Raw genomic sequence first — 24,164 nt, forward strand, 5'->3', positions numbered from 1 at the left:
TGCAACTCGACGGCCTTTATGACAGTTTTATGACAACCATAAAATGGACCGTCCCATGATCAGCCTGTTCAAGAAACTCATGCCGCGCGAGGACAAGTTCTTCGATCTCTTCGAACGGCATGCGCGCGTGGTGCAGGGCGCGGCCGATGCGATGCGCGACATCTTCGGTGGCCAGGGCGATATCGAGGCCCATTGCCGGAAGATCGTCGATCTTGAGAACGAAGCGGACGACATCACCCGCGAGGTTCTGCTCGCCGTGCGCCGCAGCTTCATCACGCCCTTTGACCGCGGCGATATCAAGGATCTCATCCAGTCGATGGATGACGCGATCGACATGATGCACAAGACGGTCAAGACGCTGCGCCGCTTCGAACAGAAGACCTTCGATCCCGGCATGAAGGAAATGGGTGTGCTGATCGCGGAAGCCGCGCGCCTGATCTCCGAGGCAATCCCGCTGCTCGACAAGATGGGCAGCAATTCGGCGCGGCTCACGGCAATCGCCGAAGAGGTCACTCGCGTCGAAGGTCGCTCCGACGAACTCTACGAGCAGGGCCTCAAGGACCTCTTCCGGGCGCATGGCAACGGCAATGCGATGGCCTATCTTATCGGCAGCGAGATCTATTCCGAGCTTGAGAAGGTGGTCGACCGGTTCGAAGACGTGGCCAACGAGATCAGCGGCATCGTGATCGAGAACGTCTGATGGAAGCGACGCTCGCCCTCCCCCTGCTTATCGCTCTGATTGGCGTTGCACTGTTCTTCGATTTCCTCAATGGCCTGCATGACGCGGCCAATTCCATCGCCACCATCGTCTCGACGCGGGTACTGAGGCCGCAATATGCCGTGGCCTGGGCAGCCTTCTTCAATTTCATCGCCTTCCTGTTCTTCGGCCTGCATGTCGCGGAGACCATCGGCAAGGGCATAATCGATCCCGGCATAATCACCCCGCAGGTGATCTTTGCAGCACTGATGGGCGCGATCATCTGGAACATCGTCACCTGGATCTTCGGCATTCCGTCGAGTTCGTCGCATGCGCTGGTCGGCGGGCTCATCGGTGCGGGCGTTGCGAAGACCGGTGGTTCGGCCATCGTCTTCTCCGGCGTCTTCAAGACGGTGCTCGCCATTTTCATGTCGCCGATGATCGGGTTCCTTCTGGCGCTCTTCCTCGTTCTCGTCGTCTCCTGGATCTTCGTCCGCCAGACACCCTTTGCCGTCGACAAGACCTTCCGAATCCTACAGTTCATCTCCGCCTCGATGTATTCGCTCGGCCATGGTGGCAACGACGCGCAGAAAACCATGGGCATCATCGCCGTGCTGCTCTTCTCGCAAGGCTATCTCGGCAGCACCTTTCACGTCCCCTTCTGGGTGGTGATCTCCTGCCAGGCGGCTATGGCCATCGGCACATTGTTCGGTGGCTGGCGCATCGTGCATACGATGGGGTCCAAGATCACCAAGCTCAACCCGATGCAGGGCTTCTGCGCCGAGACAGGCGGCGCGCTCACCCTGTTCGGCGCGACATGGCTCGGCATTCCGGTCTCGACGACGCATACGATCACCGGCGCAATCGTCGGCGTCGGCGCGGCCAAGCGCGTCTCCGCGGTACGCTGGGGACTGGCCAGCAATATCCTGATCGCCTGGATCGTTACGCTGCCCTCGGCTGCACTGATTTCGGCGACGTTCTATTTCATCACGTCTATGTTCTGATCTGGCCGCGCCTGTGCAAATCGCTGCTCCGCCCTTCCCTTTTCGCATTCCGGGACTATCTTCCGGCAACCTGATTTGAGGAATGCCGATGCCCGCAAATATGACCCGCCTTGCCGCCACGATTGCCAGCGAGATCAACGCCCGGCCACAGCAGGTGACGGCAGCGGTGGCGCTGATCGACGAAGGCGCGACCATTCCCTTCATCGCCCGCTATCGCAAGGAAGCGACGGACGGGCTCGACGATACCCAGCTCCGCACGCTCGCGGAGCGGCTCGTCTATCTGCGCGAGATGGAAGCCCGGCGCGACACGATCCTCGATTCGATCGAGGGCCAGGGCAAGATGACCGATGAGCTCAAGCGGCAGATCCACGCCGCCGACACAAAGTCTGCGCTCGAAGACATCTATCTGCCCTACAAGCCCAAGCGCCGCACCCGGGCCCAGATCGCCCGCGAGCGCGGTCTTGGCGACCTCGTCGAGCAGATCCTCGCCAATCGCGCCGCCTCGCCACAGAGCCTCGCTGGCCCCTTCGTGAAGGAAGAGGTCGCAGATGTGAAGGCCGCGTTGGAAGGCGCCCGCGATATCATTGCCGAGGATCTCTCCGAGAATGCCGCGCTGCTCGGCCGCCTGCGCAACCATATGCACCAGAAATCCGAACTCGTTGCCAAGGTCGCGGATGCCAAGAAGGAGAATGCAGAAAAATTCTCCGATTATTTCGATCATCGCGAAGCCTGGTCCAAGGCACCGGGCCATCGCGTTCTGGCCATGCTGCGCGGTTGGAACGAGGAAGTGCTTTCGGTGACGATCGAGGTCGATGCCACCGACACCTCACCCGTCAATCCGTCCGAAAGCATCGTTGCCGCCGCACTCGAGACCCGGACCAACGGCGCCGGCGACACCTGGCTGCGCGAGGTCGCTGGCTGGGCCTGGCGGGTGAAGCTCGCGCCTTCGCTGTCGCTCGACCTGATCCGCGAGATGAAGGAGCGCGCCGAGGAAGAGGCGATCCGTGTCTTCGCCCGCAATCTCAAGGACCTGCTGCTCGCGGCCCCCGCCGGCACGCGCACAGCGATCGGCCTTGACCCCGGCATCCGCACCGGGGTCAAGGTCGCCGTCGTCGATGCCACCGGCAAGCTGCTCGACACCACGACCGTATACCCGTTCCAACCGAGGTACGACCTGATCGGCGCGCAGGCCGAGATCGCCCGGCTCATCCGCAAGCACAATGTCGAGCTGATCGCCATCGGTAACGGCACGGCCAGCCGCGAGACGGAAAAGCTCGCCGCCGACCTGATTGCCAAGCTGCCGGCGCCGAAGCCGACCAAGGTCATTGTTTCCGAAGCTGGCGCCTCGGTCTATTCGGCCTCTGAACTCGCGGCGCAGGAATTCCCCAAGCTCGACGTGTCGCTGCGCGGTGCGGTCTCGATCGCCCGGCGCCTGCAGGATCCGCTTGCCGAACTGGTGAAGATCGAGCCGAAGTCGATCGGCGTCGGCCAGTATCAGCACGATGTCGACCAGGGCAAGCTCGGCCGCTCGCTCGATGGCGTGGTGGAAGATGCGGTGAATGCCGTCGGGGTCGATCTCAATACCGCCTCGGCGCCGCTGCTATCGCGAGTCTCCGGCGTCGGCGGCTCGATCGCCGAGGCGATTGTTGCGTTCCGCGACGAAAACGGTCCGTTCAAGTCACGCAAGGATCTAATGAAAGTGCCGCGCCTCGGCGCCCGCACGTTCGAGCAATGCGCAGGCTTTCTCCGGATCACCGACGGCAAGGAACCGCTCGACGCCTCGTCGGTGCATCCGGAAGCCTATGGCGTGGCGCGCAAGATCGTCGAGGCCTGCGGCCGCGATCTGCGCACGCTGATGGGCGATAGCGTGGCACTGAAAAAGCTCGACCCGCGTCAGTTCATCGACGAGAAATTCGGCCTGCCGACGGTGAAGGACATCATCGCGGAGCTCGAAAAACCCGGCCGCGACCCGCGCCCTGAATTCAAGACCGCCACCTTCGCCGAGGGCGTGAACGAGATTTCCGACCTGCGCCCCGGGATGATGCTCGAGGGCACGGTGACCAATGTCGCCGCCTTCGGCGCCTTCGTCGATATCGGGGTGCACCAGGATGGCCTGGTCCATGTCTCCGAACTCGCCGACCGCTTCGTCAAGGATCCGCACGAGGTGGTCAAGGCCGGCCAGATCGTGAAGGTCCGAGTGGTCGAGGTGGATCCCAAGCGCAAGCGCATCGCGCTTTCGATGAAGGCGCAGGCCTCGGGTCCACGCGAGCCGCGGGAGGAGCGGCGCAGCACTGCCGCGCCGGCTCCGAAGCAGATGCAGTCCAAGCCGCAGGCACCGAGCCAGGGCGCATTCGGCGCGGCGCTGGCCGAAGCCATGAAGAAGAAATAGTGCGGCGCACACGCATTTTGCGACGCAGCATGTTGACTTGGGTGGCCGGGTCGGGTCCATAGTGACGCCTTGTCGAATGAAGCAAGGAGGCCGGCGCAAATGTCAGGCACCCCAATTCCTTCACTGCAGTCGCTTCGCGCCTTCGCCGCACTCGCGGTCGTCGCGCATCATGCGATGCGGGCCGTGACCGTCAACGCCAACCCCGACCTCAACCTGCCGGAGCCGCTTTTCCTTACCAACCATGCGATGATTGAGCTGGGCGCCGTGGGCGTCGATCTCTTCTTCATCCTGAGCGGTTTCCTGATGGTCTATATCTCGACGCCCTATGTCGAGGGGCGTCGATCGATCGGCAACTTCGTGCTGCAGAGGGCCATCCGAATCTGGCCAATGTACATCCTGGCGACCGGCCTGTATCTCTGCCTCAACATCGCCGTGCGGCTGTCCCAAGGCCGCGAACTGCCGTTCGACGCCTCGCCGCTCCGGCTGCTGAGCTTCATCTTCATACCGTCCTTCAATGCCGCCGGTGACCTTCAGCCGATTCTCGGCGTCGGCTGGACGCTGAATTACGAGATTCTCTTCTATCTGGTTTTCGCGCTTGCATTGGCGGTTGGCCGTAGCGCGCTCGTGCCGACCATATCGGCGATCCTTGTCGTGCTCTTCCTCGCCGGTGCGGCGGTGCCCGGAGGAACCGTGGTCAATGCCTTTCTCGGCAATCCCATCCTCTTCGAATTCCTGTTCGGCGCGGTGGCCGCCAGGCTCTTCATGAGCGGGCGGCTGGCAATGGTGCCTCCAACAGCGGCCATCATCGGAGGAATTGTCCTCATGGCTGCCTTCGCGTGGCTGCCGAATGAAGGTTATCTGCGTGCGCTCTATCGCGGCGTTCCGAGCCTGCTGATCTTTATCGGCCTGCTCAATATCGATTCCGGGATCACCTGGCCGAAATGGTGGATCCATGTCGGCGACGGCTCATATTCCATTTACCTCTTCCACCTGATCTTCCTCTATCCGCTCGTCGGTCTGATGCTCCGGAAGCTCGTCGCGGCCGGTTTTGGGCACGGCGCGGCCGAAGTAACGGCGCTTGTCGGCTTCCTCGTGGTGACGGTGATCGGGCTTGTGATCCACCGTATCATCGAGAAGCCTACGACGAACGTCCTGCACAACCTCACCCGTAAGGAAAAGAAGCCCGCGCAGAACGCCGCCTGACATCAGCCGCGCTCGAACACGCCCTTGCCCGCCAGCCCGCTTCGTCCGTGCGGCGCATCGAAATTCTGCTCCGGCCCCAGCGGCACGATCCTGGTCGGATTGATATGGGCGATCGAATAGTAGCCCCGCTTGATCTGGTCGATCCGCACCGTCTCGCGGATGCCAGGCCATTGGTAGATCTCCCTGACAAAGCCGGAAATGTGGGGATAATCCGAGAGACGACGGATGTTGCATTTGAAGGCGCCGTGATAGGCGGCGTCGAAGCGAATGAGCGTCACGAAGGCGCGGATGTCGGCCTCGGTGAAATATTCGCCGGCGACGTAGCGGCTCTTCGCCAGATGCGATTCGAGCGTGTCGAGCGTCGCGAAGACGCCGAGCGCCGCTTCCTCGTAGGCCGCCTGCTTCTTGGCGAAGCCGGCGCGATAGACGCCGTTGTTGAGCGTGTCGTAGATCAGCGCATTCCACTCATCGATGACCGGTCTCAACTGTTCGGGATAGAAATTCCGCCGATCACCGGTGATGCCGTCGAAGGCAGTGTTCAGCATGCGGATAATATCGGCGGATTCGTTGTTGACGATCCGGCCTTCCTTGCGATCCCAGAGGACAGGCACGGAGACCTTGCCGGTATAGGTCGGCTCGCTCGCAGTGTAGAGCTGGTGCTGAAACCTGATCGGCGCGATCTTGTCGCCCGCGTCCTGTGGCTCTGCATATTCCCAGCCATTCTCGCCGATGCCGGGTTCGGTGATGGCGACCGGGATGATCTCGGTCAGGCCCTTGAGGCTGCGCATCATCAGGGTCCGCGAGGCCCAGGGGCAGAGATAGGAGACGAAGAGCTGGAAGCGGCCAACCTCGGCCTTGACGCCTGACTGGCCGTCGGGGCCCTGCCCGCCATCCGCCGTCAGCCAGTTGCGGAACTTGGTCGGCTCACGATGAAACGCGCCGTCCTTCATTTCGGATGCCGCGACGTCGTCGCTCACCCATTTTCCGTTTACAAGCTGCGGCATTGTCGACCTCGATCAAAAGAACCTGACATTCAAATGATGGAAATCCCGGAAGGATTCAATGCAGGCGGCACTTGACGGACCGTCAACGGGAACGCGCTGACGTCATTCCTCGGGCGGCCATTGCTGCGAGGTGTGAACTACGTGCAGAATTTGGATGACGTCGCCATCGATCGCGTAGATCACGACATAGGGCGTGCCTGTAACGACCAGTTCGCGCGAAGCCGCCTGCCGTCCGATACGAGCCGATCGGGGAAAACGCTCAAGCGAGGCCACACGGCGAATGACTTCCGCCTGAATCTTGCTCGCCGCGCGAGGATTATGCTGATGACTGTATGCGATGTGATGCTTGAACTCGATCTGCGCTTCCGTAAGCCAATCGATCACCGGATGCCAGCCTTGCGATCGAGCTGGTCGAGATAGGACTTCATATCATTCACGACATCCTCGTGAGATTTAAAGACTGCCGTGCCATCGGCAATGCTCGCCATCGAGCGACTGACCTTCTTGCGAAGCCACGCGTCATAATCCGCCTGCTCCTCTGCCGTCAGAACCCTTTGCGGACCCCAAATGCTCTCGTCGATGACATTTCCCTCGTCATCCTCCGCCGAGAGCGGCAGCTGCGGATTCTCCTCGAAACCCTTCGGATCGTTCGACATGCCGAAGTTCTCCTTTTGTTTCAGGATAGCAGATCGATCCGACGAGACAAGCGGAATTCGCGAAACACCGACGACATGCAACCGTCAGGGCGTGAAATCGAGCCCCATCTCGCGGAAACGGGCCGGGTCGTCGCCCCAGTTTTCGCGCACCTTGACGAAGAGAAAGAGGTGAACGGTCTGCTCGAGGATTTCGGAGATTTCCTTGCGAGCAGCGGTGGAGATCGACTTGATCGCGTCGCCGTTCTTGCCAAGCGCGATCTTCTTCTGGCTTTCGCGCTCCACGTAGATCGTCTGCTCGATGCGGACCGAGCCATCCTTGCGCTCTTCCCACTTCTCGGTCTCGACATGCGAGGAATAGGGAAGCTCCTGGTGAAGGCGGAGGAAAAGCTTTTCCCGGGTGATCTCGGCGGCGAGCTGGCGCATCGGCAGGTCGGAGATCTGGTCCTCCGGATAGTACCAGGGGCCCTCGGGAAGCGTCTGCGAGAGGTAGCGCATCAGGTCGTCGCAACCCGAACCTGTCAACGCGGAGACCATGAAGGTGGCTTCGAAATCCACGACCTCATTGGCCGCCTGCGTGAGCTTCAGCAGGTCTTCGGGGTTCACCCGATCGACCTTGTTAAGGACGAGGATCTTGGTTTGGCGGACTTCCTTCAGGCCATCGAGGATCATCTGGGCGTCGCCCTTCAAGCCGCGCTCGCTGTCGATGAGAAAGAGGATGATGTCGGCGTCGCGGGCGCCGCCCCAGGCCGTGGTGACCATGGCGCGATCGAGACGACGGCGAGGCTTGAAGATGCCGGGCGTGTCCATGAAGACGATCTGCGTCCGGTCCTCGATGGCGATACCGCGGATGATGGCGCGCGTCGTCTGCACCTTGTGGGAGACGATGGTCACCTTTGCTCCGACAAGGCGGTTCACCAGTGTGGACTTGCCGGCATTGGTGGCGCCGATCATGGCGACGAAGCCGGAGCGGGTCGGGGCGCTCCCAGTGCCAGTGCTGGGGCCGGTTTCAGTCTCGGTCATGAGTTCTTCCAATCAATCAGCTGCGGTCGCGGGATCATCAGGCACCCAGACGCCTTCCCGCTCAAGCATTTTCTGCGCCGCGACCTGTTCGGCGGCACGTTTCGAGCGGTCGGAGCCGCGTTCGGGCGCAATGCCCTCGATCTCGACCACGACGGTGAATTCCGGCGCGTGATCGGGCCCGCTTCGATCTTCGATGCGGTAGTTCGGCGCGAAGCCAAATCTCTGATGCGCCCATTCCTGCAATTCGGTCTTGGCGTCGCGTCGCATCAATGCCGGCGATATCGCCCGATCCGTCCAGTTGCGGAGCACGAAGCCGCGCGCAGCCTCCAATCCCCCGTCGAGATAGATCGCGGCGATCAGGCTTTCGACCACATCGGCACGGACATTCTTCATGCGCTGTCCGGTGATCTTCTTCAAGTCCGCGCCGGTTCGCACGAACTTGTAGAGGCCGAGTTCGTCGGCGACCTCGGCGCAGGTATCGGCCGAGACGAGACGGTTGAGCCGCACCGACAGTTCGCCCTCCCCGGCGTTGCGGAAAGTGGTGAAGAGAAGTTCGGCGATGCTGAGACCGAGCACACGGTCGCCCAAGAATTCCAGCCGCTCGTAATTGGCCGCCTTGCCGATTCGCGCAGAGGAATGCGTGATCGCCCGAAGCAATCTGTCCCGATCTCCGAACGTATACCCGATCAGCCCCTCAAGTGCCTCCCGCTCCGTATCGGAAAGGCCTTTGCCGCGGCTCATTTGATGCCCTTGAAGAAGCGGTCGTAGCGCAGGTTGGTCGGCCACTTCCAGACCTGGAAGAATGGCGTTTCATTGCCGAGCGAGAAGATAATGAAGCTCGCGCGACCGACGAGATTTTCTTCCGGCACATAGCCAACGGCATCGGCGAAGCGGCTGTCGGAGGAGTTATCGCGATTGTCGCCCATCATGAAATAATGCTTCTCCGGCACGTTGAAGACAGGCGTGTTATCGCCCTCACCACCGCCGAGGTCGAGCGTCTGGTAGCTCGCGCCGCTGTCGAGCGTCTCGCGATAGATCGGCACGTCCTTGTAGGAATCCATGCTGTGCTGGACACCGACGCCTGCGGTATCCGACGTATCCGAGGAGAACGCACCCTCGGCGACACGAGGGACGGGTTTGTCGTTCACATAGAGAATGCTGTCGCGCACCTGGATCTTGTCGCCCGGCAAGCCAATCACGCGCTTGATGTAGTCGACCGAAGGATTGGGCGGGTAGCGGAAGACAGCGACGTCGCCGCGCGTCGGCGTGCCGCCGAACAGGCGGCCTTCGAACCAGTCAGGATTATAGAGCGGCAGCGAATAGCGCGAATAGCCATAGGCGAATTTGTTGACCAGCAGATAGTCGCCCACCAGCAGCGTCGGCATCATCGACCCGGACGGGATGGTAAAGGGCTGGAGGAGAACGGTGCGGATCACAGCTGCCAGCAGGAACGCCTGGAAGAGGACGACGATTGTTTCCCAAAGGGCATTCTTTTCTGCCGGCTTATTCTGGTCGGACACGCTCATTCATTCCTCATGGTCAATTGGGGAGAATTCTCTAGCTGTTTCCCGGCAATCCGGCAACCGCTCACGTTTCAGGCAGCGCCTCGATAATGACAAAGGCCTGAGCGAGTGGAAAATCGTCGGTGATTGTCACATGAACCAGCGCCTTGTGACCAGCTGGCAGCAGGGAATCGAGACGTTTCGCCGCGCCGCCGGTGAGCTGCATGGTCGGCTTGCCGCTCGGAAGGTTCACCACGCCCATTTCGCGCCAGGCAACACCCATGGAAAGACCGGTGCCGAGCGCCTTGGAACAGGCTTCCTTGGCAGCGAAACGCTTGGCATAGGAGGCGCCGCGGTTCTTCCGGCGATCGGACTTGGCGCGCTCGATCTCGGTGAAGCACCGGTTGGTGAAGCGCTCGCCGAAGCGTTCGAGGGTTTTCTCCACGCGCCTGATGTCGATCAGGTCGCTGCCGATGCCAATGATCATGCCACTCCTCCGGATTCGCGCTTGTTGTCAGCGCCTTTATCCGTGAATGCTGGAGATGGGTAGCCGCAAGGCAAAAATAAAGGCCGGCACGGATGCCAGCCTGGTGTTCTGGAGTTCTACTCCGATCCGGCTTAGAAGAAGCCGTTGCCGCGCTGACGAAACATACCGCGATCGATCTGGCGCTGGCGGTATTCGAGGTCGACGCGATCGACGCTCTGGTTCAGGTAGGCAAGCTCGCGCTGCTCAGTCGTGGGGGCACGCAGCTTGCTGGCAATCTTCGAAACATAACCAAACATGGTTCTTCCTTTTCTCTTTCACATCCTCCCTTCTCTCAACGGATAAGATAGTCTGTTTATTGCAATGCACAATAATCGATGCCGGGTTTCTAATATGCGCAAATCGCATACCTCCATCATATTCGCTTAATATTATGGCATGGGTGGCAGCAATGTGCCATTTTCATGGGCGAAGATAGATATAGCCCTCGGCCTGGAGATCGGCGATGCGGGTGACGCCGCCTTCCTCGGCAATATCGAAGCCGTCGGGCATGTCGACAGCCGCAAGCTTGAGAAACTTGATCGTATTGCCGCAGGCGACGAAGGACACGCCGTCATCCGCCCGGCCCTGAATCTGCACCTTCATATCCGGCGTCGACTTCGTCTTGGCGAAGGCCTCAAGCGCCGGGCCATGGATGACGAGCACAATCTTGACCTTGTCAGGTCCACCCTTGCCGGCAATGTGGTTCTTGATATTGCCCATCACGAAATTGATCCGTGTCGGCTCCGAGAGGTGGTAGACGACCTTCTGGATATTGTCGGTGGCCGCGGCCGAGGCGACAGCCGGCACGGCTGCCGCTGCGGCGCTGCCGGCGAGACCGGGAAAGAGGCGGAACAGCAGGGATCGGCGGGACAGAGTCATGTCGTGCTCCTTCCATAGGATCTGGAATATTGCGTGAGGTCGCCCTTGGCGATCTTCGCCTTGATCTCGTCATCGGCAACGAGCGGCAGACAATCGTTGAGATCGGTGCGCTGGACAGTCAGGTTCTTGTCGCCATGCTTGAAGCCATCGGTCTTGGAACCCGTCGGCTGCTCGGCGATATCGTAGTAGCGCATGTAGCCGTCAGCGATGATGCCGAGTTCCGATTTCGAGATCGTGGTCATTTTGTAGCCGCCGCCATCGCAATCGATGCCGCAGTTGAGCGCGGCGCCCTCGCTGCTGCAGTCCGCCGACACCTGATAAATGGCGGTGCTGTCCCGGAAATGCATTTGCATATTGCCGGTGTGCCAGATGCCATCCTCGCCGCTTCGACGGGCGACAAAGACCGTCAGCTTCGTCACGTTCTGCTCGGGATTGGCTTTCAGCCAGGCTTCGTCGAAGGTCTTTGAAAAGCAGGCATAGGCGGCATTGTTGCCCGGATCGCGGCCGAACAGATTTTCCGCAGCGAGATCGCCGGCCATGGCCGGTGCGGCGAAAAGGGTGGCGAAAACTGCTATCGATGCAAGACGCATGCTGCTTCCTCCTTGAAGCGCGCGGACGGCTACAAATCAGTGCGTGATAGCGCCGCTGACGACCTTGGCCTTGATCTCCTCGTCATAGATGACGGGAGCACAGTCGCTCAGTTCCGTGCGGTCGAGGCGGAAGAGTTTGTCATCCGACCCGAAGCGCGCGCCCTTGGGAAGATCGGCGGATTCGTCGCCGGCCGAGGGATCGAAGAGGCGGACACTTTCGGGAATGTCGACGAGGATCGACTGCTCATTCTTGACTCGGACGCTCAGGCTGCCACCATCGCATTCAACGCCGCAGGCGAGCGCGCCCTTGTCATTCTGGCTGCAACTGCCGGACACCTGGAACGGCTTGTTGAGCTGACGGAAATTCACCTGAAGGCTGACGCTGTAGTAAGGGTCGGGACCTTCCTGCTTGCCGACATAGGCGAGCATGGTGGTGACGTTCTGATCGGGATGCGAGGCGAGATGCGCCTTGGTGTAGCGGCGAACGAAGCAGGCATGGGCTCCATCAGCACCGGGATCACGCCCGAAAATCTTGACGACATCCGATGGACCGCCGGCATGGCTGGAGACGGGAATGGCCGCGGCGAGAAGAGCGATGGACGCAAGAAGAATCCGCATGGCGAAGCCCCGACTTTCGATGAACACGGCGAAGTCTATGCCGGAAACGCGCAGCGGGCGAGTTCTATTCAGTCGAAGACGCGCTTGACCGTCGAGATACAGTCGAGATCGTTGAGCTGCGCCAGCAGATGGCTCAGCTGTCTGAGGTCCCAGACTTCGAGTTCGAGCTCCATTTCGGAGAAATCGGGGGCGACGCGGATCATGGTCAGGATGGAGATGTTGACGTCGGCCAGGCCGATGGTCTGGGCGATGGTTGCGAGCGTACCGGGCTCGTTGATCGCGGTCACGATGATGCGGGCATGGAATCGTGATTTGTTTGCTTCGTCGAGGTCCCATCGGATATCGATCCAGCGCTCGGGCTGTTCGTCGAACTTCGAAAGCGATGGCGACTGGATGGGATAGACAGTGATCGCCTGCTTGCCGTCATGGATGCCGACAATGCGATCGCCCGGCACAGCGCCTGAGGGCGAGAATCGGACTTCGATATCGCCGCCGAGGCCACGGAACGGATGGCTCTGCGCAGTCTCCTCCTCGCTGGCTTCCGGTTCGGACTCAAGCCGGGACTTCTGACCTTCGGGGATCTTGAACATCATGCCCTGGGCGCTGCGGACGTTGAACCACCCCTCCTCCATCGCTTGACGCGAGGTGACGCGCTCATCCTGATAGTCGGGAAATACGGCTTTCAGCACATCGAGCGAGGAGAGCTCCCCGCGCCCGACAGCGGCGATGGCGTCCTCTACCTCCTTGTGGCCGAGGCGGTGGACGGTGGGCTTCATCATATCCTTGGAAAACAGTTTTCCCGTGCGCTCGAAGGTGCGTTCGAGGATACGCTGACCGAGGCCGGAATACTGCTTGCGAATCGCGAGCCGCGTCGCCCGCCGGATCGCCGAGCGGGCCTTGCCGGTCACGACGATCTCTTCCCAGGCCGCCGGCGGCACCTGCACGCCGGAACGGATGATCTCAACCTCGTCGCCATTCGCCAGCCGCGTGACCAACGGCATGATGCGGCCATTGATCTTGGCGCCGACGCAGGTGTCACCGACATTGGTATGGACGGCATAGGCGAAATCGATCGGCGTCGCGCCGCGCGGCAGCGCGATCAGCTTGCCCTTCGGGGTGAAACAGTAGACCTGGTCCTGGAACAGTTCGAGCTTGGTATGTTCGAGGAACTCTTCGGGGTTGTCGCCCTCGGCGAGCGACTCGATCGTGGTGCGCAGGCCCTTGTACGCGTCGGACTGGCGAACCTCGGCGCCGCCCGGAGCGACATTGGTGCCGTCCTTGTAGAGCGTATGCGCGGCAATACCGTATTCGGCGATGTCATGCATGCGCCGGGTGCGGATTTGCAGCTCGATACGCTGGCGGGCCGGACCGACAATCGTCGTATGGATCGACTGGTAGTCGTTCTGCTTGGGGGTCGAGATATAGTCCTTGAACCGGCCCGGGACGACACGCCAGCGGCTGTGAATGATGCCGAGCGCCGTATAGCATTCCGGCACCATATCGACGACGACGCGGAAACCCCAGACATCCGACAGCTGCTCGAAAGACAGCGATTTCGACTGCATCTTGCGGAAGACCGAATAGGACTTCTTCTGGCGACCCTTGACGATCGCATTCTTGAGGCCGTTCTGCGCCAGGAGCTCGGTGAGCTCGTTTTCGATGTTCTTGATCAGATCGGCATTCTTCTCGGAGAGATCCGCGAGGCGCTGGCGGATTGTCTCGTAGGCGTCGGGATTGAGGTTCTGGAAGGAAAGTTCCTCCAGTTCCTCGCGCATGTCATGCATGCCCATGCGGCCGGCGAGCGGCGCATAGATATCCATCGTCTCCTCGGAGATGCGCGCGCGCTTTTCGAGCGGCATGTGACCGAGGGTGCGCATGTTGTGCAGACGGTCGGCGAGCTTGACCATCAAGACGCGGACATCGTCGGAAATGGCGAGCAACAGCTTCCGGAGATTCTCTGCCTGCTTGGCCTTGCGCGAGACGAGATCGAGCTTCTTGATCTTGGTGAGACCCTCGACCAGCCGGCCGATATCCTCGCCGAAGAGAGTGTCGATTTCGTCGCGCGTGGCAGACGTGTCCTCGATCGTGTCGTGCAGGAGCGCCACCGCAATGGTGGACTCGTCGAGATGCATGTCGGTGAGGATGGCCGCGACTTCGAGCGGATGGGAAATGTAGGGGTCGCCGCTGGCCCGCTTCTGCTGGCCATGCTTCTGCATGGCGTAGACATAGGCCTTGTTCAGCAGTGCTTCATTGACGTCCGGCTTGTATTTCTGAACCCGCTCGACGAGCTCGTATTGCCGCATCATTGAAAGTCTGCTCCGGTCGGTATGTTTCGCCGCAATTCCGAACGCAAAAACCACTTCGCACTTCTGCTGGAATTGCTCGGAAAACAAATAAGGCGCCAATCATAAGACCGGCGCCTCGCAATGCACAATGCCGCTCCATCAAATGAGGAGCCAAAATCTGCGATCAGTAGTCGTCGTTCTTTTCCGGCGGCACGAGGCCTTCGATACCGGCGAGCAGCTCTTCTTCCGACATCTGGTCGAAATTGATCGTTTCCGGCGCGTCGTCGTCCTCGTCCACCGTCTCGCTCTTTTCCTCAGAGGAAATGAGAGTGGAGGCGTCGGGCTCGGGCTCGTCGATTTCCACATGCTTCTGCAGCGAGTGGATCAGGTCTTCCTTGAGATCCTCGGGCGCGAGTCTCTCGTCGGCGATTTCGCGCAGCGCCACGACAGGGTTCTTGTCGTTGTCACGGTCGATGGTGATCGGCGCGCCCTGGGAGATCAGACGGGCGCGATGGCTGGCGAGGAGCACCAGCTCGAACCGGTTGTCCACCTTGTCAATGCAATCCTCAACGGTAACGCGGGCCATTGCAGTCCTTCATATTGTCAGAATAGGGAGTCAAGCCGCACGCGTTACAGTTTCCTCAGGGCAAATTCAAGGCTTTGTTGGCGTCAAGGGCAAAAAGGACAATTCCAAATCACCATCGTGGAACTTTGTCCGCCCTTTTGCGTTAGGTGCCGGCGGATCGCGGAACCCGCCTGAGGTACGTAAACCAAAGAATAGATATGTCTGATTTCGGTGGACTAATGTGAATTTCCTGACGAATCTCCAGTCCCCCAAGAGAAGGGCATGACATTGTCCTTGGAATTCTTGAAGGTTTGATCTAAGGGATTCCGAATATGAATGATTCATGAAATATGTGAGTTGTTCTCAGGTTATAACCACTGCGAATGAAGAGTATATTGACGACAACCCTTTCATCGCAACTTAAAGGGAATATTCATGTTCGATCCTCGCGAGAAAATTGCTCTCTTCATTGACGGCGCCAATCTCTACGCAGCATCGAAAAGCCTGGGCTTCGACATCGATTATCGCAAGCTCCTCAAGGCCTTTCAAAAGCGCGGTTATCTTCTCCGGGCCTATTATTATACCGCCCTGATCGAGGATCAGGAATATTCCTCGATCCGGCCGCTGATCGATTGGCTCGATTACAACGGCTACAAGGTCGTCACCAAACCCGCGAAGGAATTCACGGATTCGCTGGGACGCCGCAAGATCAAGGGCAATATGGACATCGAACTGGCGATCGACGCGATGGAGCAGTCGCAGGTTGTAGACCACTTGGTGATCTTCTCAGGCGATGGCGATTTCACGACATTGGTTGAGGCGCTGCAACGCAAGGGGAAGAAAGTGTCCGTTGTATCAACTATGTCGACACAACCACCAATGATTGCCGACGACCTGCGCCGCCAGGCGGATCATTTCATCGATCTCGTTACCCTGAAGGCCGAAGTTGGCCGCGATCCCTCAGAGCGCCCACCACGCCAGGTGGAACCCGTACACGATGAAATCGACACCTGATTATACTCTGGCAATAGTTTGACGCCGATGCAGACGCCAGACTATACTGGCACCTGCTTGGCTTATCGAACTAGATTCTGATGTCGAGAAAGGGGCTGCCGATCAGTTCCGGATCGACGTCGATGCCCAGTCCATTGCCCTCGGGCAGGCCCATGCGCGAGCCGCCATACACCGGCGGGGCGTTGCGCGCCGTGCGAACCGTCACCCATTCATGGAAGGCAATGGCGTGAAGCCGCTTCTCTGATGGCGTCGAGAGCGAGAGATGGGCCATCGCCGCCGTGTCGATTTCCGCGCCGCCCGTGTCCTCTACCGTCACCATGAGGCCGAGGTCGACCGCAAGGTCGCGCAACTGGCGGGTGCGCGACACGCCGCCAAGCCGCGAGATTTTGAGCGTAACACCGTCGGCGACGCCCTTGCGGTGGATGTCGAGCAGGTCTTCCAGCGACTGCACGCTTTCGTCCAACACCATCGGCTTGTCGACCGAGCGGCGCACCGAGAGATTGTCGTCGATGGTGACGCAGGGCTGTTCGAAGACATAGTCGATATCGCGGGTCTGGTCGGCGAATTGCCGTGCCTGGAACGGTGTCCAGCCAGCATTGGCATCGCAGAAAATCACCGTGCCGCGAGGCACGGCGGCGGCCACGGCCGTCACGCGATCGATGTCGCCGCGCACATCGCCACCGACCTTGACCTGCAGGCGCCGATAGCCGTCGGCGACATATTTCACCGCGTTCTTCGCCATGGCATCGGGCTCGCCATGTGTGACGACCTTGTAGAGTTCGGTCGTCTCGCCTTCCTGTCCACCCAGCATGGTGACGAGCGGGACGCCGGCGGCGCGGGCCGTGAGGTCATTGAGTGCCATGTCGATAGCCGACTTGATGTAGGGATGACCCTTGAAGACGGTGTCCATCAGTCTGGTCTGTTGCGTGAGCGCGCGTGGATCGTGGCCGAGCAGATGCGGGGTGATTTCCCTGACGCCAGCCTCGGTGCCGGCCGCAAAGGCCGCGGAATAGAAGGTGCCGAGCGGCGCCATTTCGCCCCAGCCGATGATGCCGCCAGCCGATATCTCGACGATGACGGAGTCGAAAGCATTCGCGACACGGCCCTTGGACATGCGATACGGCCCATCGACGAAGGGCTGCAGCATTCTGAATGCCCTGATCTGTTCGATCTTCATGGTGTGGCTCCGTTGCTCATTATGTAATTACATAATGAGCCGAAATCGCCACCGCGCGCAAGCCAGGACGCGATGCGCGGACGTTAGCCGCGATCCCGGAGCAGCCGACCCTTTTCGCGATCCCAGTCGCGCTTCTTTTCTGTGTCGCGCTTGTCGTGCAGCTTCTTGCCCTTGGCGAGGGCAAGCTCGATCTTCGCCCGGCCCTGATCGTTGAAATAGATCTTGAGCGGAACCAGTGTCATGCCTTCGCGGGAAATCCCGACACGCATCCGGCTGATCTCCTTGCCTGACAGCAGCAGTTTGCGCGGCCGACGCGGAGCGTGGTTGAAGCGGTTGGCTTGTAGATACTCGGGCAAATAGGAATTGATCAGCCAGATCTCGCCATTCTCGTCGGAGGCATAAGCCTCTGCGATATTCGCCTTGCCCTCGCGCAGCGACTTGACCTCCGTGCCGGTCAGCATGATACCGGCTTCGTAGGTGTTGATGATCTCATAATTGAAGCGGGCCTTACGGTTCTCCGCAACTATCTTGCGGATCGTCGTCGCCCTGCCCTTGTGGGTCGTTTTCAGTTCAATAATCCCGCATGCTTGAGTGCCGCGTCGATCGCGGTCTCTGTCGGCGCATCAAGATCCCGGGTCAACGGCGAGCGGACCGTGCGGCTCATGCGGCCGAGCTTGTTGAGCGCATACTTGGAACCGATCACACCCGGCTCCATGAAGATAGCCTTATGTAGTGGCATCAGGCGGTCTTGATAAGAGAGCGCCCTGGCATAATCGCCAGCCAGAGTCGCGGCCTGGAATTCGGCGCAGAGCCGCGGGGCGACATTGGCGGTCACCGAAATACAGCCGACGCCGCCATGGGCGTTGAAGCCGAGCGCCGATGCGTCCTCGCCCGAGAGCTGGACGAAATCCTTGCCACAGGTAATGCGCTGTTCGGACACGCGCTCGATCTTGCCGGTCGCATCCTTGACGCCAACAATGTTCTTGTAGCCGTGGGCGAGCTTGCCCATCGTCTCCGGCGACATGTCCACCACCGAGCGACCCGGAATGTTGTAGATGATAATAGGCAGGCTGACCGCCTCGGCGATGGCCGAAAAATGCGCGAGCAGGCCCTTCTGGGTCGGCCTATTATAATAGGGGGTTACGACGAGCAGCGCGTCTGCGCCGACCTTCTCGGCATGGCGGGCGAGTTCGATCGCCTCGACAGTATTGTTCGAGCCGGCGCCGGCGATCACCGGCACGCGCTTGCTCGCCGTCTGGACGCAGACTTCCACCACCCGCTTGTGCTCTTCATGGGAGAGCGTGGGGGACTCACCCGTCGTGCCGACGGGCACCAGACCAGTGCTGCCTTCTTTGATCTGCCATTCCGCATGAGCGGCAAACGCGTCGTAATCGACGCTGCCGTCGTCCTTGAACGGTGTCAAAAGCGCGGGAATGGAACCCTTGAACATAAGAAACTCCTGATCGGGCATGCGTCCCAGCCCATGCTTTGGCCGCATTCCTCATTTACGGAAACGCGACATTATAGAGGACCGCACAGAGCGGCAAGCGGGTTGTTTAGTCGTCTTTGAGGCGAGAGAAAAGACAAAAACTGCAGTTTTTACCAGTCTTTAAGCATGAGGGAACAGACTCGTCCGAGGGTCTGGCCGCGGAGCGGGGGTCATGAAGCAGGGTGTCATTGCTTTTCTGGTCGTGCTTGCCGGTTGCTTCGGCGTCTTTGCCGTGCTCGGCCTACGCGCGGCGCCGTCCGAGCCGCTCGCCACAGCGACCGTCACGGTCAAACTGGCGCCTGAGCCCATCAAGAGGGTAACGAGCCTCCCCGTTCAGGCGGACGAGAAGGATGAGGCCAAGGCTGATCGGGTAGCACTCGACGATACCTCCTCACTCGTCGCGTCGGCAGACCCCATCGTCGAAGCACCCGTCGAAATCATCGAGCCGACGCCGATGCCGGAACCAAGCGAGACATTCCTCGCAGGCATCTCCGCGCTCTCCGGCCGCGACAGCCTCGAGGCGATCGCTTACCGAGACCGCATTCAACCCAATTCCGTCGAGTGGCAGGCACTGACCTGGGCGATTGCCGTTTCGGGACAGTTGGCCGTGCCTTCCAAGATGATCGCGGAAGCGCGGGCGCAGCTGTCAGACTGGCCGGGACAATCGATCCTCAAGGAAAATCTCGAAGAGGCTCTCTATCGCGAGAACCCCTCCTCCAATCTCATCATCACCGAATTCGGCAGCGCCAGACCCACGACGGCAGACGGCACGATCATTCTTGCTCGGGCGGCGATCGCCACCGGCGACAAGGGCCGCGCCACGAATGTGATCCGCTCCTTCTGGATCAACGAGCGGATGGACAAGGCGACCGAGGACAAGATCCGCGAAGAATTCGGCACACTGCTGACCAAGGATGATCACAGGCGGCGGATGGAATTCCTGCTCTACAAGGAGCGCTATGACGACGCCGCGCGCTTTGCCGAGCTCGCCGAAGCACAGTCGCTCTACAAGGCCTTCGTCGCTGTCGGCAAGAAGACCAAGGCGGCCGACAAACTGATCAAGGCCGTCGACGCGTCCTGGCAGAAGGACGCGAGCTATCTCTATCTGCAGATCAAGCGCAAGCGGCAGGTCCGGGACTATGCCGGCGCGGCCAAGCTACTGGAAGCAGCACCAAAGAACTCCGACGAACGCGTCGATCCCGCCGCGTGGTGGGTCGAGGCGCGCATCGTCAGCCGCGGCCTGCTCGACGAAGGCGACGCCAAGCGCGCCTACAAGCTCGCGGCTGCGCATCTTGCGACTGAACCGGCCGATATCGTCGAAGCCGAGTTCCATGCCGGCTGGTATGCGCTCAGGGGGCTCAAGGACACCAAGGCCGCGGAAAAGCACTTCAGGGCCCTGCTCGCGGCGAGCCCGAAGGCACATGACCAGTCGCGCGCACTCTACTGGCTCGGCCGGACAGCTGTGAAGCGGAAGGATCCGAAGGCAGACACCTATTTCCGGCAGGCGGCACATTTCCCGGCGACCTTTTATGGCCAGCTCGCGGCCGCCCGCCTCGGCGACATGGTGGCGCCCGGCGCCGTTTACACGGTGACCGATGCAGATCGCCTCGCATTTTCCGCGCGGCCAGAGATCATTGCGATCGCGCTGATGGAAAAGGCTGGCGAGGAATCGCGGGCACGGCGGCTCTATCTTGCGCTGGCCGCATCGCTTCAGAAGCCGGTCGAGCTCCAGCTTCTGGCGGAGAAGGCGCTGAAGGATCATGGCGCGACTCTGGCGCTGGCCATCGGCAAGACGGCGTTGCGCCAGGGCCATGATCCCGGCCTTGCCGCCTTCCCGCTCGGCGCCATTCCCGAAACCGCCGATATTTCCGGCGCCGGCAAGGCGCTCGCTTACGCGATCGCGCGGCAGGAGAGTGCCTTCAACCCACAGGCGGTGTCGCCGGCCAATGCCAAGGGCCTGCTGCAACTGCTGCCATCGACTGCAAAGCGCGTCGCCAGCAAGTACAAGATGGCCTATGCCGAGGAGAAGCTGACCGAGGATCCGGCCTTCAACGCGACGCTCGGCTCGCATTATCTCGGCGAGCAGATCGACACATTCGGCGGCTCCTTGATCATGACCTTTGCTGCCTACAATGCCGGGCCGAACCGCGTCGATCAGTGGATCAAGCGCTATGGCGACCCGCGCGGCAAGGACGTCGACGCGGCCGTCGACTGGGTCGAGCGCATTCCTTTCACCGAGACGCGCGACTATGTGCAGCGGGTGATGGAGAACTATCAGGTCTACAAGATCCTGCTGGATCAGAAGGCGGATATTGTCGCCGACATCACCGCAGGCAAATGATCGCCGGTGACGGCTTGACCTGAGTATGCGGATTGCCTTTGCTGGCAGAGGAGCCAGCAGGACAGCCGATGCAACATAGTGACGACTTTCAACCCTTTCGCTTCAACGCCGACGACGGCATTGATCTCCATGGCCGCATCTATGGCGGCCGCAGCACCGGATCGCGGCCCGTGGTTTGCCTCGCCGGACTGTCGCGCAACAGCCGGGATTTCCACCAGCTTGCGGTGATCCTGGCGGCGCGCGGCCGGCGGGTGATCACGCTCGACTATCGCGGCCGCGGGCTCTCGGGCTGGGATCCGAACCCGGCGAATTACAATCTTCTGCGCGAGGGGCAGGATGCGCTTCAGGCACTCACTCATCTGGGAATCACCGAGGCCGACTTTATCGGGACGTCGCGTGGCGGTTTGATCCTGCACTTTCTGCCCGTCCTGGCGCCCGGTCTCGTCCGATCTGTTGTCCTGAACGACGTGGGCCCGGTGATCGAGGTCGAAGGCCTGCGACGTATTCGGGAGTATCTCTCGGCGCGGCCGGAGCCAAGGGACTTTGCCCAGGCGGCGCGCGCGCTGAAGGCCACACATGGGGATGACTTCACACTCCTCACCGACGAGGATTGGGCCGAGATGGCTGACACGATCTTCCGCGAAGTCGATGGAAAGATTGTGCCGGACTATGATCCGAAGCTGGTCGAACCGCTCAAGGCTATGGATTTCAGCCAGCCGCCCCCTGACCTCTGGGAGCAATTCGCAAACCTCTTTTCGATTCCGATGCTCATTGTCAGGGGTGAGAATTCGTCGCTGCTATCGTTCAGGACCGTCGAGGAAATGCTGCAACGGCATGGCAGGGCGCAGGCGATCACTGTTCCAGGGCAAGGTCACGCACCCCTGCTCCATCTGTCCGGCCTTGCCGGTGCAGTCGCGGATTTTCTGGACCATCCTTAGACGGCCCTGCTCCGCGACACACGACGCCGAGCAAAAACAAAAAGGCCCGGGAGAACCCGGGCCTTTCGCATTCAAGTCGAGCTTGAATTAGAACGAGCGCTGGAAGCGGAGCATGCCGGTGCGAACGTCGTCGCCGACCGAGTCGCCGTCGCCGTAAGAGGCCTCGAGCAGGACGGAGAAGCCAGGAGCAACCGCCCAGCTGACGTCGCCGATCACGCGCCAGGAGTCGTCATCCCACCACTGGATGTCCTTGGCGATGGAGACGGTATCCGTGACCTTTGCCGAGAGACCCACGATCGCGCTGAAGCCATCGTAGTGGAAATACTCGTTGTTGATGCTATCCGAGTACAGGCCCATGACGGTGAAGCCGAACATGCCGATGTCGCCACGGACCCACTTACGGATGTTGACCGACTCTTCGGACTCGTCGTAGCCGATGAAGGCGCCGGCCGAGTAATCACCGAAGGTGCCCTTGATACCAGCCGAGACGTTCGGCATGTAGGTATGGCCGCCGTCAGCCTTGTTCTGGTTCAGAACGGTGGTGTCGAGGATGCCGTCACCATTGGTGTCGACGCCGTAATTGTAGTTATCACCGTTGACGAGGTCGTTTTCGATCGCAACGAAAGCGGAGAAGGCGTCGTAATTAAAGGTGTAGCTCACATACTGCTGGTCGTGGTCTTCGCCGTACGAACCACCCCAATCGGTGCGACCGCCGTAATCCTGGAAGCGAGTGCCCGGCGCGTCGTAACGGCCGAATTCAAGACCGCCGATGCCGAAGTAGTACCACCAACGCGTCTGGTTGCCGCCGGAGACGTCAGCCGTATTGTTGTAGCTGTCGCCCTGCAGACGGATCCAGGAGTAGACAGTGCCCCACTCGGAATCGTTCTTGGCTTCAACTTCGATACGGCCACGAGTGTGCCACTCGTAGTAAGCCTTCGAATGCTTGGCCTTTTCGTAGTTCTTTTCGAAACGGAGCTGACCGCCGATCTTAAGGCAGGTCTCGGTACCGGGAATGTAGAAGAAGCCGGTGCCGTAGGCGTCGCAGACGCGGACATATTCCATCGGCTCAGGCTCAGCAGCGACAACAGCGTCGGCAGCCTGTGCGCCGGAAACCACTGCCAGGGCAGCGGCGGAGCCGAGGAGAAGGCTCTTGATGTTCATTTTGAACTCCAGTGAATGTTAGAAGCGGTCAGATATTTCAGTCGATAACGGTCAGTCCCCCACTGTCCGTCCCGAAGCAGTGGCGTCCCCTTGCTTCGAGGGTGATAATAGTTCCGCGACGCCCTTTCGCAATGCGGAATGCCATTGCGGCGCCGCAGTGGACACGCCTTGAAGACCTGCTGTTACCGAAAAGGCACAAATCGCCGGCGGGCCGACGGGTTGTAAACCTTTGAGAAACAGTTCTTAACAAAACTTAACAAAATCATGGTGTTAAGTGAGAAGTGTCCTGCTCGAGCGGAAATGGGCGTGCCGAACGCAAATCAAGCTCACAAACGAAAAAAGGCCCGGGAAAACCCGGGCCTTCTGCATTCAAGTCGAGCTTGAATTAGAACGAGCGCTGGAAGCGGAGCATGCCGGTGCGAACGTTGTCGCCAACCGTCTTGCCGTCGCCGTAGGAAGCTTCAACCAGGACCGAGAAGCCCGGAGCAACAGCCCAGGAAACGTTGCCGATTACGCGCCAAGAGTCGTCATCCCACCACTGGATGTCCTTCGCAACGCTGACCGTGTCGGTGACCTTGGCGGACACACCGAGCAAGCCGCTGAAGCCATCGTAATGGAAGAAGCTGTTATTGACGCTGTCGGAGTAGAAACCCATGAGGGTGAAGCCGAACATGCCGATGTCACCACGAACCCACTTGCGGATGGCGAACGATTCGTCGGATTCGTCGTAGCCAATGACCTTACCAACTTCATAGTCGCCGAAGGCGTACTTAACACCGGCCGAGACGTCCGGCATGTAGGTGCGGCCGCCGTCGTTTGCCTTCTGGGTCCAGCCATCGATAATGCCGTCGCCATTGAGGTCAGTGCGGTAGTTCACGCCGTTGTAGAGGTCGTTCTCGATCGCAACGAAAGCAGTGATGCTGTCGAAAGTCGCGGTGTAGCTGACATACTGACGATCCCACTCGTCGCCGTACGAACCACCCCAATCGGTGCGACCGCCGTAGCCCTGGAAGCGGATGCCGGGCGAGTCGAAGCGACCGAATTCGAGACCGCCGATGCCGAAGTAGTAGAACCAGCGAGTCTGGTTGCCGCCACCGACGGAGTCG

The 24,164-nt window shown here is 60.4% G+C and carries 25 protein-coding genes; 7 read left to right on the forward strand and 18 right to left on the reverse strand.

Annotated features, from left to right (window positions below; translation table 11 throughout):
• Positions 1-55 precede the first annotated feature (55 nt).
• The 4 genes from AC2YI2_RS25910 (at position 56) to AC2YI2_RS25925 (ending at position 5,293) form a co-directional block, all read left to right on the forward strand.
• A complete protein-coding gene (locus AC2YI2_RS25910) occupies positions 56-700 on the forward strand; it encodes a DUF47 domain-containing protein (protein ID WP_487389405.1) in 645 nt (214 codons plus the stop codon).
• Positions 700-1,701 carry an anion permease gene (locus AC2YI2_RS25915; RefSeq protein WP_487389406.1) on the forward strand — a complete coding sequence of 334 codons (1,002 nt, stop codon included), beginning with the start codon at positions 700-702 and terminating at the stop codon, positions 1,699-1,701. Before AC2YI2_RS25910 ends, AC2YI2_RS25915 begins: the two co-directional genes overlap by 1 nt.
• Positions 1,702-1,789: 88 nt before the next feature.
• Positions 1,790-4,090: a Tex family protein gene (locus tag AC2YI2_RS25920; protein ID WP_487389407.1), complete on the forward strand. Its 2,301-nt coding sequence runs from the start codon at positions 1,790-1,792 to the stop codon at positions 4,088-4,090.
• A 99-nt stretch (positions 4,091-4,189) separates the two neighbouring features.
• A complete protein-coding gene (locus AC2YI2_RS25925; protein ID WP_487389408.1) occupies positions 4,190-5,293 on the forward strand; it encodes an acyltransferase family protein in 1,104 nt (367 codons plus the stop codon).
• A gap of 2 nt (positions 5,294-5,295) precedes the next feature.
• Here the strand turns inward: AC2YI2_RS25925 and AC2YI2_RS25930 are convergent, their stop codons facing one another.
• The 13 genes from AC2YI2_RS25930 to rpoZ form a co-directional block, all read right to left on the reverse strand.
• Positions 5,296-6,297 carry a glutathione S-transferase family protein gene (locus AC2YI2_RS25930; RefSeq protein WP_487389409.1) on the reverse strand — a complete coding sequence of 334 codons (1,002 nt, stop codon included), beginning with the start codon at positions 6,295-6,297 and terminating at the stop codon, positions 5,296-5,298.
• Positions 6,298-6,399: 102 nt separating this feature from the next.
• On the reverse strand, positions 6,400-6,681 hold the full coding sequence (locus tag AC2YI2_RS25935) for a type II toxin-antitoxin system RelE/ParE family toxin (protein ID WP_487389410.1): 282 nt from the start codon (positions 6,679-6,681) through the stop codon (positions 6,400-6,402).
• Positions 6,678-6,953, reverse strand: a complete 276-nt coding sequence (locus AC2YI2_RS25940) for a hypothetical protein (protein WP_487389411.1) — start codon at positions 6,951-6,953, stop codon at positions 6,678-6,680. Before AC2YI2_RS25940 ends, AC2YI2_RS25935 begins: the two co-directional genes overlap by 4 nt.
• A gap of 84 nt (positions 6,954-7,037) precedes the next feature.
• Positions 7,038-7,973, reverse strand: a complete 936-nt coding sequence (gene era / locus AC2YI2_RS25945; RefSeq protein WP_487389412.1) for a GTPase Era — start codon at positions 7,971-7,973, stop codon at positions 7,038-7,040.
• Between the two features lie 12 nt (positions 7,974-7,985).
• The gene (gene rnc / locus AC2YI2_RS25950; RefSeq protein WP_487389413.1) at positions 7,986-8,714 is read right to left on the reverse strand and encodes a ribonuclease III; all 729 of its coding nucleotides are present in this window, start codon (positions 8,712-8,714) and stop codon (positions 7,986-7,988) included.
• Positions 8,711-9,499, reverse strand: coding sequence for a signal peptidase I (gene lepB, locus AC2YI2_RS25955; protein WP_487389414.1), 789 nt, complete (start codon positions 9,497-9,499; stop codon positions 8,711-8,713). The genes rnc and lepB overlap by 4 nt, the downstream gene beginning before the upstream one ends.
• 61 nt (positions 9,500-9,560) lie before the next feature.
• A complete protein-coding gene (acpS, locus tag AC2YI2_RS25960) occupies positions 9,561-9,962 on the reverse strand; it encodes a holo-ACP synthase (RefSeq protein WP_487389415.1) in 402 nt (133 codons plus the stop codon).
• 131 nt (positions 9,963-10,093) lie between these two features.
• Positions 10,094-10,258, reverse strand: a complete 165-nt coding sequence (locus AC2YI2_RS25965; RefSeq protein WP_487389416.1) for a DUF3563 family protein — start codon at positions 10,256-10,258, stop codon at positions 10,094-10,096.
• A 163-nt stretch (positions 10,259-10,421) separates the two neighbouring features.
• The gene (locus AC2YI2_RS25970; RefSeq protein ID WP_487389417.1) at positions 10,422-10,880 is read right to left on the reverse strand and encodes a DsrE family protein; all 459 of its coding nucleotides are present in this window, start codon (positions 10,878-10,880) and stop codon (positions 10,422-10,424) included.
• Positions 10,877-11,470: a hypothetical protein gene (locus tag AC2YI2_RS25975; RefSeq protein WP_487389418.1), complete on the reverse strand. Its 594-nt coding sequence runs from the start codon at positions 11,468-11,470 to the stop codon at positions 10,877-10,879. The genes AC2YI2_RS25970 and AC2YI2_RS25975 overlap by 4 nt, the downstream gene beginning before the upstream one ends.
• Positions 11,471-11,506: 36 nt before the next feature.
• A complete protein-coding gene (locus AC2YI2_RS25980) occupies positions 11,507-12,088 on the reverse strand; it encodes a hypothetical protein (protein WP_487389419.1) in 582 nt (193 codons plus the stop codon).
• Between the two features lie 68 nt (positions 12,089-12,156).
• The gene (locus AC2YI2_RS25985; protein WP_487389420.1) at positions 12,157-14,394 is read right to left on the reverse strand and encodes a RelA/SpoT family protein; all 2,238 of its coding nucleotides are present in this window, start codon (positions 14,392-14,394) and stop codon (positions 12,157-12,159) included.
• Between the two features lie 163 nt (positions 14,395-14,557).
• Positions 14,558-14,959 (reverse strand): DNA-directed RNA polymerase subunit omega, encoded by a 402-nt coding sequence (rpoZ, locus tag AC2YI2_RS25990; protein ID WP_487389421.1) that lies wholly within the window; start codon positions 14,957-14,959, stop codon positions 14,558-14,560.
• A 414-nt stretch (positions 14,960-15,373) separates the two neighbouring features.
• On the opposite strand from rpoZ, the gene AC2YI2_RS25995 reads away from it, so the two are divergent.
• Positions 15,374-15,952, forward strand: a complete 579-nt coding sequence (locus AC2YI2_RS25995; RefSeq protein ID WP_487389422.1) for a LabA-like NYN domain-containing protein — start codon at positions 15,374-15,376, stop codon at positions 15,950-15,952.
• Between the two features lie 70 nt (positions 15,953-16,022).
• Here the strand turns inward: AC2YI2_RS25995 and AC2YI2_RS26000 are convergent, their stop codons facing one another.
• The 3 genes from AC2YI2_RS26000 to dapA form a co-directional block, all read right to left on the reverse strand.
• Complete coding sequence (locus AC2YI2_RS26000; protein WP_487389423.1) at positions 16,023-17,129, reverse strand: mandelate racemase/muconate lactonizing enzyme family protein; 1,107 nt, start codon at positions 17,127-17,129, stop codon at positions 16,023-16,025.
• An 83-nt stretch (positions 17,130-17,212) separates the two neighbouring features.
• Positions 17,213-17,665, reverse strand: a complete 453-nt coding sequence (gene smpB, locus AC2YI2_RS26005) for an SsrA-binding protein SmpB (RefSeq protein ID WP_487389438.1) — start codon at positions 17,663-17,665, stop codon at positions 17,213-17,215.
• A 29-nt stretch (positions 17,666-17,694) separates the two neighbouring features.
• The gene (gene dapA, locus AC2YI2_RS26010) at positions 17,695-18,579 is read right to left on the reverse strand and encodes a 4-hydroxy-tetrahydrodipicolinate synthase (protein WP_487389424.1); all 885 of its coding nucleotides are present in this window, start codon (positions 18,577-18,579) and stop codon (positions 17,695-17,697) included.
• A gap of 211 nt (positions 18,580-18,790) precedes the next feature.
• Here dapA and AC2YI2_RS26015 point away from each other — a divergent pair, with 211 nt between their 5' ends.
• Positions 18,791-20,959 carry a lytic transglycosylase domain-containing protein gene (locus AC2YI2_RS26015; RefSeq protein ID WP_487389425.1) on the forward strand — a complete coding sequence of 723 codons (2,169 nt, stop codon included), beginning with the start codon at positions 18,791-18,793 and terminating at the stop codon, positions 20,957-20,959.
• Positions 20,960-21,027: 68 nt separating this feature from the next.
• Positions 21,028-21,897 carry an alpha/beta fold hydrolase gene (locus AC2YI2_RS26020; RefSeq protein ID WP_487389426.1) on the forward strand — a complete coding sequence of 290 codons (870 nt, stop codon included), beginning with the start codon at positions 21,028-21,030 and terminating at the stop codon, positions 21,895-21,897.
• An 87-nt stretch (positions 21,898-21,984) separates the two neighbouring features.
• Here AC2YI2_RS26020 and AC2YI2_RS26025 read toward each other — a convergent pair whose 3' ends face one another.
• Positions 21,985-23,058, reverse strand: coding sequence for a porin (locus tag AC2YI2_RS26025; RefSeq protein ID WP_487389427.1), 1,074 nt, complete (start codon positions 23,056-23,058; stop codon positions 21,985-21,987).
• A gap of 385 nt (positions 23,059-23,443) precedes the next feature.
• The coding region (locus AC2YI2_RS26030) for a porin (RefSeq protein WP_487389428.1) at positions 23,444-24,164 on the reverse strand (721 nt) is incomplete at its 5' end.

Source organism: Rhizobium sp. SRI_017, from assembly GCF_057586295.1.

Excerpts from the sequence above, each read along its gene's own strand:
- AC2YI2_RS25910 (WP_487389405.1), top strand. The coding sequence starts at position 56 with ATGATCAGCCTGTTCAAGAAACTCATGCCGCGCGAGGACAAGTTCTTC.
- acpS (WP_487389415.1), bottom strand. The coding sequence starts at position 9,962 with ATGATCATTGGCATCGGCAGCGACCTGATCGACATCAGGCGCGTGGAG.
- AC2YI2_RS25925 (WP_487389408.1), top strand. The coding sequence starts at position 4,190 with ATGTCAGGCACCCCAATTCCTTCACTGCAGTCGCTTCGCGCCTTCGCC.
- AC2YI2_RS26000 (WP_487389423.1), bottom strand. The coding sequence starts at position 17,129 with ATGAAGATCGAACAGATCAGGGCATTCAGAATGCTGCAGCCCTTCGTC.
- rpoZ (WP_487389421.1), bottom strand. The coding sequence starts at position 14,959 with ATGGCCCGCGTTACCGTTGAGGATTGCATTGACAAGGTGGACAACCGG.
- dapA (WP_487389424.1), bottom strand. The coding sequence starts at position 18,579 with ATGTTCAAGGGTTCCATTCCCGCGCTTTTGACACCGTTCAAGGACGAC.
- AC2YI2_RS25930 (WP_487389409.1), bottom strand. The coding sequence starts at position 6,297 with ATGCCGCAGCTTGTAAACGGAAAATGGGTGAGCGACGACGTCGCGGCA.
- AC2YI2_RS25920 (WP_487389407.1), top strand. The coding sequence starts at position 1,790 with ATGCCCGCAAATATGACCCGCCTTGCCGCCACGATTGCCAGCGAGATC.
- AC2YI2_RS26015 (WP_487389425.1), top strand. The coding sequence starts at position 18,791 with ATGAAGCAGGGTGTCATTGCTTTTCTGGTCGTGCTTGCCGGTTGCTTC.
- AC2YI2_RS25915 (WP_487389406.1), top strand. The coding sequence starts at position 700 with ATGGAAGCGACGCTCGCCCTCCCCCTGCTTATCGCTCTGATTGGCGTT.
- AC2YI2_RS26020 (WP_487389426.1), top strand. The coding sequence starts at position 21,028 with ATGCAACATAGTGACGACTTTCAACCCTTTCGCTTCAACGCCGACGAC.
- AC2YI2_RS25995 (WP_487389422.1), top strand. The coding sequence starts at position 15,374 with ATGTTCGATCCTCGCGAGAAAATTGCTCTCTTCATTGACGGCGCCAAT.
- era (WP_487389412.1), bottom strand. The coding sequence starts at position 7,973 with ATGACCGAGACTGAAACCGGCCCCAGCACTGGCACTGGGAGCGCCCCG.
- AC2YI2_RS26025 (WP_487389427.1), bottom strand. The coding sequence starts at position 23,058 with ATGAACATCAAGAGCCTTCTCCTCGGCTCCGCCGCTGCCCTGGCAGTG.
- AC2YI2_RS25965 (WP_487389416.1), bottom strand. The coding sequence starts at position 10,258 with ATGTTTGGTTATGTTTCGAAGATTGCCAGCAAGCTGCGTGCCCCCACG.
- AC2YI2_RS25985 (WP_487389420.1), bottom strand. The coding sequence starts at position 14,394 with ATGATGCGGCAATACGAGCTCGTCGAGCGGGTTCAGAAATACAAGCCG.
- AC2YI2_RS25940 (WP_487389411.1), bottom strand. The coding sequence starts at position 6,953 with ATGTCGAACGATCCGAAGGGTTTCGAGGAGAATCCGCAGCTGCCGCTC.
- rnc (WP_487389413.1), bottom strand. The coding sequence starts at position 8,714 with ATGAGCCGCGGCAAAGGCCTTTCCGATACGGAGCGGGAGGCACTTGAG.
- AC2YI2_RS25980 (WP_487389419.1), bottom strand. The coding sequence starts at position 12,088 with ATGCGGATTCTTCTTGCGTCCATCGCTCTTCTCGCCGCGGCCATTCCC.
- lepB (WP_487389414.1), bottom strand. The coding sequence starts at position 9,499 with ATGAGCGTGTCCGACCAGAATAAGCCGGCAGAAAAGAATGCCCTTTGG.
- AC2YI2_RS25975 (WP_487389418.1), bottom strand. The coding sequence starts at position 11,470 with ATGCGTCTTGCATCGATAGCAGTTTTCGCCACCCTTTTCGCCGCACCG.
- AC2YI2_RS25970 (WP_487389417.1), bottom strand. The coding sequence starts at position 10,880 with ATGACTCTGTCCCGCCGATCCCTGCTGTTCCGCCTCTTTCCCGGTCTC.